Origin of the sequence: Mesorhizobium sp. M7A.F.Ca.ET.027.02.1.1, assembly GCF_004022985.1 — a bacterium.
In the GTDB taxonomy this organism is placed as follows: Bacteria; Pseudomonadota; Alphaproteobacteria; order Rhizobiales; family Rhizobiaceae; genus Mesorhizobium.
In genome coordinates, this window is sequence record NZ_RZOL01000270.1 from 1 (window position 1) to 8,238 (window position 8,238).

8 protein-coding genes are annotated in these 8,238 nt (G+C 63.9%); 3 read left to right on the forward strand and 5 right to left on the reverse strand.

Features of this window, described 5'->3' with window-relative positions; genetic code table 11:
* Positions 1–56 precede the first annotated feature (56 nt).
* Complete coding sequence (locus tag EN749_RS24625) at positions 57–1,091, reverse strand: aspartate-semialdehyde dehydrogenase (RefSeq protein ID WP_023814446.1); 1,035 nt, start codon at positions 1,089–1,091, stop codon at positions 57–59.
* Between the two features lie 107 nt (positions 1,092–1,198).
* The gene (locus EN749_RS39470) at positions 1,199–1,330 is read right to left on the reverse strand and encodes a hypothetical protein (protein WP_281040148.1); all 132 of its coding nucleotides are present in this window, start codon (positions 1,328–1,330) and stop codon (positions 1,199–1,201) included.
* Positions 1,331–1,526: 196 nt separating this feature from the next.
* On the opposite strand from EN749_RS39470, the gene EN749_RS24630 reads away from it, so the two are divergent.
* Positions 1,527–3,401: a DEAD/DEAH box helicase gene (locus EN749_RS24630; protein ID WP_128364147.1), complete on the forward strand. Its 1,875-nt coding sequence runs from the start codon at positions 1,527–1,529 to the stop codon at positions 3,399–3,401.
* A gap of 121 nt (positions 3,402–3,522) precedes the next feature.
* Here EN749_RS24630 and EN749_RS24635 read toward each other — a convergent pair whose 3' ends face one another.
* The gene (locus tag EN749_RS24635) at positions 3,523–4,872 is read right to left on the reverse strand and encodes a glycosyltransferase (protein ID WP_245491494.1); all 1,350 of its coding nucleotides are present in this window, start codon (positions 4,870–4,872) and stop codon (positions 3,523–3,525) included.
* A 198-nt stretch (positions 4,873–5,070) separates the two neighbouring features.
* Between EN749_RS24635 and EN749_RS24640 the strand changes: the two genes are divergently transcribed.
* Together EN749_RS24640 and EN749_RS24645 are read left to right on the forward strand one after the other, a co-directional pair.
* A complete protein-coding gene (locus tag EN749_RS24640; protein ID WP_128364149.1) occupies positions 5,071–5,784 on the forward strand; it encodes a DUF805 domain-containing protein in 714 nt (237 codons plus the stop codon).
* A gap of 73 nt (positions 5,785–5,857) precedes the next feature.
* A complete protein-coding gene (locus tag EN749_RS24645) occupies positions 5,858–6,529 on the forward strand; it encodes a DUF805 domain-containing protein (RefSeq protein WP_128364150.1) in 672 nt (223 codons plus the stop codon).
* On the opposite strand, the gene EN749_RS24650 is transcribed toward EN749_RS24645, so the two are convergent.
* Together EN749_RS24650 and leuB are read right to left on the reverse strand one after the other, a co-directional pair.
* Entirely contained in the window at positions 6,526–7,002 is a 477-nt protein-coding gene (locus EN749_RS24650) for a GNAT family N-acetyltransferase (RefSeq protein ID WP_128364151.1), read from the reverse strand. The two genes, EN749_RS24645 and EN749_RS24650, sit on opposite strands and share 4 nt — an antisense overlap.
* A 4-nt stretch (positions 7,003–7,006) precedes the next feature.
* Positions 7,007–8,110, reverse strand: coding sequence for a 3-isopropylmalate dehydrogenase (gene leuB / locus EN749_RS24655; RefSeq protein ID WP_128364152.1), 1,104 nt, complete (start codon positions 8,108–8,110; stop codon positions 7,007–7,009).
* Positions 8,111–8,238 lie beyond the last annotated feature (128 nt).

Here is an 8,238-nt window from a genome sequence, read left to right on the forward strand (position 1 = left end):
CGGAGGGCCCGCCGCGGCAGCGGCGATACGGCCCGTGAGCGAAAACTAAACGGCCGTCAGGCCGCCTTCTTCTTCGGCTGGATCAGGCCGCGCTCGACCAGCAACTCGGCGATCTGCACCGCGTTGAGTGCGGCGCCCTTGCGCAGATTGTCGGAGACGATCCACATCGACAGGCCATTGTCGATGGTCGAATCCTCGCGGATGCGCGAGATGAAGGTGGCGTCCTCGCCGGCCGATTCCAGCGGCGTGATGTAGCCCCCGTCCTCGCGCTTGTCCAAGACCTGGCAGCCTGGCGCCTCACGCAGGATGTCGCGCGCCTCGTCGGCGGTGATCGGCTTTTCGAACTCGATGTTGACCGCTTCCGAATGGCCGATGAACACCGGCACGCGCACGCAGGTCGCCGTCAGCTTGATCTTGGGGTCGAGCATCTTCTTGGTCTCGGCGACCATCTTCCACTCTTCCTTGGTGGAGCCGTCGTCGAGGAACACGTCGATGTGCGGGATGACGTTGAAGGCGATGCGCTTGGTGAACTTCTTGACCTCGACGCCATCGGCGACGAAGACCGCGCGGGTCTGGGTAAAGAGTTCGTCCATACCTTCCTTGCCGGCGCCCGACACCGACTGGTAGGTGGCGACGACGACACGCTTGATGGTGGCGAAGTCATGCAGTGGCTTCAATGCCACCACCAGCTGCGCCGTCGAGCAATTCGGATTGGCGATGATGTTCTTGCGCGTGAACAGCGAGATCGCGTCCGGGTTCACTTCCGGCACGATCAGCGGCACGTCCTGGTCGTAGCGGAAGGCCGACGAATTATCGATGACGACGCAGCCCTGCTTGCCGATCTTCGGCGACCATTCCTTGGAGACGCTGCCGCCGGCCGACATGATGCAGATGTCGGTGTCGGAAAAATCATACTGGTCGAGCGTCTTCACCTTCAGCGTGCGGTCGCCGAACGACACTTCCGTGCCCTGGCTGCGCCGCGACGCCAGCGCCACGACTTCGCTTACCGGAAAGCCGCGCTCTTCCAGTATGTTGAGCATTTCCCGGCCCACATTGCCCGTGGCGCCGACGATCGCTACCTTGAAACTCATCGAAAAATCTCCTGTCCCTCTCCGCTTGGTTTTTGGAGAAACCCGCTGGCCGATGCGGGTTCCGTCCCCCGGGCCGAACCCGGGAGAGGGTGGTTAGGCCAAGGGAGTCACACCGTTTTGGTGGTGGTTTTGGCCATAGTTTTGGTTGAACGCAGGAACGCGTGCTCCGACCGTCCGCGAACCATGCTGCCATGGCCGGAGAAGTCGAGTGCATAAAGCGCCATCAAAAGGCCGCGCATCGAAACTGTCCTGTTCGGTGCCGGCTTTTACGCGGTTTGCGTCAAGAGTCAATTGGCGAGCGACGCCGGTTTCCCCTGCGCCCTGTACAATCGCGGCTGCGCGAAGTACGAACGGTCAAGATTGTTTGGCTGGCGCTAGGTCGGCCCCGGCATGTGCTCCATGATGAGCGCGGACCCTAAATTCCGAAAGAGTGAGATGTCCAACTTCGAAGCACTTGTTCCAGCGCTTGCCAGGGCGCTGGAGAAACGCGGCTATTCCGAGCTGACGCCCGTCCAGAAGGCGGTTGTGGCGCCGGAACTCGGCGAGGCCGATGCGCTGGTTTCGGCGCAGACAGGCTCCGGCAAGACGGTGGCCTTCGGCCTCGCTCTGGCGCCGACCCTGCTTGAGGGCGCAGAGCGCTTTGGCCACGCGGCCGCGCCGCTGGCGCTGGCGGTGGCGCCGACGCGCGAACTCGCCTTGCAGGTGACGCGCGAACTGGAATGGCTCTACGAACTGACCGGCGCCACCGTGGCTTCCTGCGTCGGCGGCATGGACATGCGCTCGGAGCGGCGTGTTCTGGAGCGCGGCGCCCATATCGTCGTCGGCACGCCCGGCCGGCTGCGCGACCACATCACCCGGCGCTCGCTCGACATGTCGGCGCTGAAGGCGGTGGTGCTCGACGAGGCCGACGAAATGCTCGATCTCGGCTTTCGCGAGGACCTCGAATTCATCCTCGACGCCGCTCCGGCCGAACGCCGCACGCTGATGTTCTCGGCCACCGTGCCGCGCTCGATCGCCACGCTCGCCCAGGGCTACCAGCGCGATGCGGTGCGCATTTCGGCCGCCGGCGAGGAGAAGCAGCATCTCGACATCGAATACCGGGCGCTGAGCGTCGCCCAGCCCGACCGCGAGAACGCCATCATCAACGTGCTGCGCTATTACGAAGCCAAGAACGCGCTGGTGTTCTGCAACACGCGTGCCGCCGTCAATCATCTGACCGCGCGCTTCAACAACCGCAACTTCTCCGTCGTGGCGCTTTCGGGCGAGCTCAGCCAGAACGAGCGCAGCCATGCCTTGCAGGCAATGCGTGACGGCCGCGCAAAAGTCTGCATCGCCACCGATGTCGCGGCGCGCGGCATCGATCTGCCCAATCTCGAGCTGGTCATCCACGCCGATTTGCCGACCAATCCGGAAACGCTGCTACACCGCAGCGGCCGCACCGGTCGCGCCGGGCGCAAGGGCGTCAGCGCGCTGATCGTTCCCAACAGCGCCCGCAAGCGCACCGAGCGGCTGCTGCAGAACGCCGGCCTCAAGGCAACATGGGCGAGCCCGCCCTCGGCCGACGACGTGATGCGGCGCGACGACGAGCGCATCCTGGCCGATCCGGTTTTCGACGAGCCGGTGAAGGACGACGAACGCGGTGTCATCGACGCGCTCCTCGCCAGACATGGCGCCGAACAGGTGGCCGCTGCCTTCGTGCGCCAGTGCCGCGCCAGTCGCTCGGCGCCCGAAGACCTCATGGAGATCGCACCGTTCACGCCGTCGCGTGAAAGACCGGCGGGCGAAGGGTTCGCGCGCCGCGACGAGGCGCCCAGCCGCCGCGACGATTTCGGTGACAGCGTCTGGTTCTCGCTGTCGATCGGGCGTCGGCAGAATGCCGAGCCACGTTGGCTGATCCCGATGCTGTGCCGCACCGGCAGCATCTCGAAGCGCGAGATCGGCGCCATCAAGATGCAGCCGGAAGAGACCTACGTGCAGATATCAGCCGACTGGGCCGACCGCTTCCTGGCCGCGATCGGTCCCGACCGCAAGCTGCAAGGCAACATCCTGGTGAAGCGGCTCGACGGCCAGCCCGATTTGTCGCGCGCCGGCTATCAGCCGCCAAGCCCCGACAAGAAGCCGCATCGCGGCAAGGCGCCGTTCGATCCCAACGCGCCGAAGCGCAAATTCGAAAAACGTGCACCGGCAGCAGTCGATCAGCGCCCGGCCGCCGCGCATGAGGCAAAGCCATGGGCGAAAAAGCCGGGCAAGCCGAAATTCGACACCACCGGCGCGCCCAAGCACAAGAAGGCGAAGAAACGGCCCACCTAGAGCATTTCACCGTTTCACGGAAACGGCGATCTGCTCTAACTCTTTGTTTTGACGCAATTCCCAAGGGAAAACGCTATGCGTTTTCCCGGGAAAACCGCTTCACACTTTTCCTAGAATTGCTCTAGGACTTCGGCCGGAGGGAAGCGCTTGCCTGCAGGCCAGCCTTGATGGCAGCCCAGCTGGCCGATGCCGGCGTCGGGCGATGCTGCTTTGCGATGCGTTCCGTCAGCGATGAGCGCCAGTCCGCGTCTTCCGCCATCCTGCGGATCGCAGCGTACCAGCCGGCCTGGTCATTGGAATCGATCGCCGGCATCAGCCCGCCGCTCGCCTCGATCAGCGACGGCGCGGTCGAGACGATGACCGGAATGCCAAAATCGAGACATTCCGAGGCGCCATAGCCCCAGCCCTCGATATGCGAGGGAAAGACGCCGAAGGAAGCGCTGCGATAATATCGGATGAGCTCCGCATCGCTGATCGCTCCGGTGAACGTAACCCGCTCGAGCAGTCTCGGATGAGCCTTGAGATAGGCGCGCAGCGGATCGATCATCCAGCCCCAGCGCCCGGCGCAGACGAGCCGCGGCAGCTTGACGTCCTCGTCGAGCGCCTGCTGCCATATCCGTGCCAGCAGGATGTGGTTCTTGCGCACTTCGATGGTCGAGCAATAGAGCACGAACGGCTCGTCGGCCTCGATGCGCGAAGTCTGGCCGATGCGCGAAGCCGTCTCGTACAGGATGGACGGCATCGGAAACCGGTATACCACCGGCTGCGTGACGCCTGCCTGTTGCATATGATCGGTCAGCGTCGCACCAACTTCGTCGGATGCACAAAATGCCGGCGCGCCGGAACGCACGAGGTGCTCGAGATATGACCCGTAGCGAGCCTCGCCAGGGCTCATACCAACCATGTCGGGGCGCAGTGTCGGGATGAGATCGTGGCAAAGAAACGCAAGGCCACCGGCGCGCCCCGAGACGGCGGCTCGATCGTCACCGGTCAGAATGTGATGGCTGATCAGGACAAAGCCGCGCTCGGTCTCGTTCGGTTGGCTTGGAACCTGACGCGGGGCCGACCGGATCCGCGCCCGCTGGTACAGACGATAGGCCCTGATCAGCAACCTCGTCGCCTGATAGGCAATCCCTTTGCGGCCATGGGTCACCGTCTTGGCGAGATGGCGGTCGGCGTCGCGCTTGCCCCATGGCTGCTGCCTCACCGCTTCGAGGGCCTGCGACATCGCCGTACGTCTCCCAGGCCATCGTTTGAGGCGCCAGGGTGAAATCTCGCCCGTCGCGACATGGTCCTGCTCGAAAGGAGCGAGGGGGCGAAACCGGCCTTCCCACGGTCGGAACGCCACCACCTCCACGCTAGCGTCGGGATCGGCCAGGGCTGCGCTGACGAGAAAGCTTTCCACCCGTGGGATGCCGACAAGTCCCTGGCCGGACGGCCAGAACGTCAGGCCGGTGGCGTCGATGGCCAACCTGGGAGACTTTCTTTCCCGTCCATCTTCAATCGCGGTTTTACTGTCAGGACTCTCGACTGTCATGTTCTGCTTCTGTCGAAGGCGGTTGCACTCGATGCCTTATGCTTCATTTGCCGCGAAGAGGGTAGCCACGGCTTGCCCATCGGCTCGGCCCTGTGCCACCTTCGGCCGGGACGTGGCGAGCGGGGGTGGCAAATGCGCGGCGAAGTGCTTCACTATGACGAGGACCAGGGTTTTGGCTTCATCACCGGAGCCGACGGCAACCGTTACACCTTCCCCCGCGAGAACCTGCGCCAGCAAACCGCCATGCCCAACGGCACGGCCGTCGAGTTCCAGCCGGGCGGCGGCCAAGCGCGCGACGTCTTTTCGATCGCTGCTGCGACCGCCCCTCCGGCGGCCGCAGACCCCAGCATCAAGGCCGCACCGGCCCAGGCCAGCGTTCCGCCTGCAGCGGCCCCATCTCCTGCGCAGCATTTCGGCCGATCTTCCGAGACAGCCGAGCCCAGTGATCTCTGGGGCTATTTCTGGCGCGGCGTGACGCAGAACTATTTCAATTTCGCCGGACGCGCCCGCCGCAAGGAATATTGGGGCTACTGCCTGTTCTGGACGGTTTGCCTGCTGATCATCGGCGGCATCGGCCTGTACACCGATATGGATATGGGCGGTTTCGACAGTGATATCTCGGGCGCGATAACGGTCGGGTTGTGCGGCACGTTCCTGCTGGCGACACTCCTTCCCAGCCTCGGCATGATCGTGCGCCGGCTGCACGACATCGGCCTGTCGGGCTGGCTCTGCCTGCTGATCCTGATTCCGACCATCGGCAGCCTGATCATCCTGGTCTTCGCGCTGATCCCGACGCAGGCCCGGGAAAACCAGTGGGGGCCGGTGCCTGCGGGCGTGAGAATATAGTTTGCGTGCATATTGCAATCGCACCCAACCCTGGGTAGCATTCGCCGTAGCTAGCGTGAATGGGGGGCTGGGTATGCGCGGTGCGGTGCTTCACTACGACCAGGATCAGGATTACGGATACATCAACGGTATCGACGGCAAGCGCTATATCTTCACCCATAACGATCTGAATCAGGGGGTGACCCTCGCCAGGGGCGCCCTTGTCGAGTTTCGGCCGGATGACGGTACGGCGCACGATATAGTCGCCGTCACCCCGACAGCGCCATCGCCAAGCACGGGCCAGCCACGGCAGCCACGCCGTTCGGCCGAGAGCAGGCCCGCCTATTCCACGGGTCTGTGGGCTTACTTCTGGCGCGCGATAATTGCGGACTATAGCAATTTCAAAGGTCGCGCCCGCCGCAAGGAATTCTGGGCCTTCTGGCTATTCTACACCCTCGGGATATTTGCGCTTCTAGGCTTCGGAATACTCGTTGACCTGGCGTTCAATGGCTTCAAAACCAATGCGGACAGGACGCCGATGAGGGCCATAGGGCTCATACCCTTCCTGGTTTTCTTTTCGGGATTGATCCTGCCGTCGATTGCCCTCGTCGTGCGGCGTGTGCATGACGCGGGTCTGAGCGGCTGGTTTGCACTGCTGGGCTTCATCACTCCCATTGGCAGCATTGCCTTGCTGGTCTTCGGACTTCTGCCGTCCCAGGTGGGCGAAAACCCTTGGGGACCAGTGCCGGCAGGCGTCAGGATCTAGCCGCTTTTCAGCGCCTCGCCCGAAAGCCTGAGAAAGACCTTCTGGCCGTGGCGTTCGGCGCCAAGCCGGTCGTAGAAGCGCAGTGCGCCCTCGTTCCAGTCCTCGGTGGTCAGGTCGATGCGGCCGATGCCTTCGCGCAGGCAATGATCGGCGAGAAAGCCGATCAGCGCCCGGCCCACGCCGGCGTTGCGGGCTTTGTCGCGCACGAACAGATCCTTGAGGAACAGCAGCCGCTCAAGATCGATACCGGGATGCGCGATCGCCACCGACGCCAGGCCGCTGACCTCGCCGTCGACGAAGGCGAGCGCGAAATGCGGATAGGCCGGGCTTTCCTCGCCAAGCCATTTGCGTGCAGCAGACAGGGCCCGGTCGGCGTCGAGAGGCGGCTGCCGGTAATGCTCCGCCATCTCGCACAGCATGGCCGCGAGTGCCGCGGCGTCCTCGATCGTCGCCCAGCGGACGTCGACCGTCACGGTATCAGCCCAGGAATTTGGCGATGATCGCGTCGCCCATCTCAACCGTACCGACCTCGGTCATGCCATCGGACATGATGTCTTTCGTCCGCAGGCCTGCGTCGAGCACGGCGGCGATCGCGCCTTCGACGCGGTCGGCTTCATCGACCATGCCGAAGGAATAGCGCAGGCACATGGCGAAGGACGCGATCATGGCGATCGGGTTGGCGATGCCCTTGCCGGCGATGTCGGGGGCCGAGCCGTGCACCGGCTCGTAGAGCGCCTTGCGCTTCTTGGTCTTCACATCAGGCGCGCCGAGCGAGGCCGACGGCAGCATGCCGATCGATCCGGTCAGCATGGCGGCGATGTCGGACAGCATGTCGCCGAACAGATTGTCGGTGACAATGACGTCGAACTGTTTTGGCCAGCGCACCAGCTGCATGCCGCCGGCATCGGCCAGCATGTGGTCGAGCTTGACGTCGGAATAGCGCGCCTTGTGGGTCTGGGTGACGACCTCGTTCCACAACACGCCCGACTTCATCACATTGCGCTTTTCCATCGAAGTGACACGGTTCTTGCGCGTGCGTGCCAGTTCGAAAGCGACGCCCGAAATGCGCTCGATCTCGAACGTGTCGTAGACCTGCGTGTCGATGCCGCGCTTCTGGCCGTTGCCGAGATCGATGATCTGCTTGGGCTCGCCGAAATAGACGCCGCCGGTCAGCTCGCGCACGATCAATATGTCGAGGCCTTCGACCACCTCCTGCTTGAGCGAGGAGGACGCCGCCAGCGCCGGATAGCAGATGGCCGGGCGAAGGTTGGCAAACAGCTCCATGTCCTTGCGCAGGCGCAGCAGGCCGGCCTCAGGGCGCACCTCGTAGGGCACCGCGTCCCATTTGGGACCGCCGACGGCGCCGAACAGCACCGCGTCGGCCGCCATCGCCTTTTCCATGTCGGCATCGGAGATCGCCGCGCCATGCGCGTCATAGGCGCAGCCGCCGACCAGCCCCTCATCGGTGGCAAAACCGCTGCCGAGCTTGTCGTTCATGACCGCGATCAGTTTCTTGACCTCGGCCATGGCCTCGGGACCGATGCCGTCACCGGGGAGCAGGAAAAGATGCTTCGTTGCCATGGAGGAACCGTCCTGGAAAGAATTTGAACCGCGGCCTTGCTAAACGCCAAGCCGGTTGTGCGCAAGGAGTAACGCAGCGATCAAGAACAACCTCGTTCGTTTGCGATCCTTCGCGCTCCCCTCTGCCC

Bases quoted from the DNA above. Each gene is read 5' to 3' on its own strand.
- EN749_RS24625 (WP_023814446.1), bottom strand. From the start codon at position 1,091: ATGAGTTTCAAGGTAGCGATCGTCGGCGCCACGGGCAATGTGGGCCGG.
- EN749_RS39470 (WP_281040148.1), bottom strand. From the start codon at position 1,330: ATGCGCGGCCTTTTGATGGCGCTTTATGCACTCGACTTCTCCGGCCAT.
- EN749_RS24630 (WP_128364147.1), top strand. From the start codon at position 1,527: ATGTCCAACTTCGAAGCACTTGTTCCAGCGCTTGCCAGGGCGCTGGAG.
- EN749_RS24640 (WP_128364149.1), top strand. From the start codon at position 5,071: ATGCGCGGCGAAGTGCTTCACTATGACGAGGACCAGGGTTTTGGCTTC.
- EN749_RS24645 (WP_128364150.1), top strand. From the start codon at position 5,858: ATGCGCGGTGCGGTGCTTCACTACGACCAGGATCAGGATTACGGATAC.
- leuB (WP_128364152.1), bottom strand. From the start codon at position 8,110: ATGGCAACGAAGCATCTTTTCCTGCTCCCCGGTGACGGCATCGGTCCC.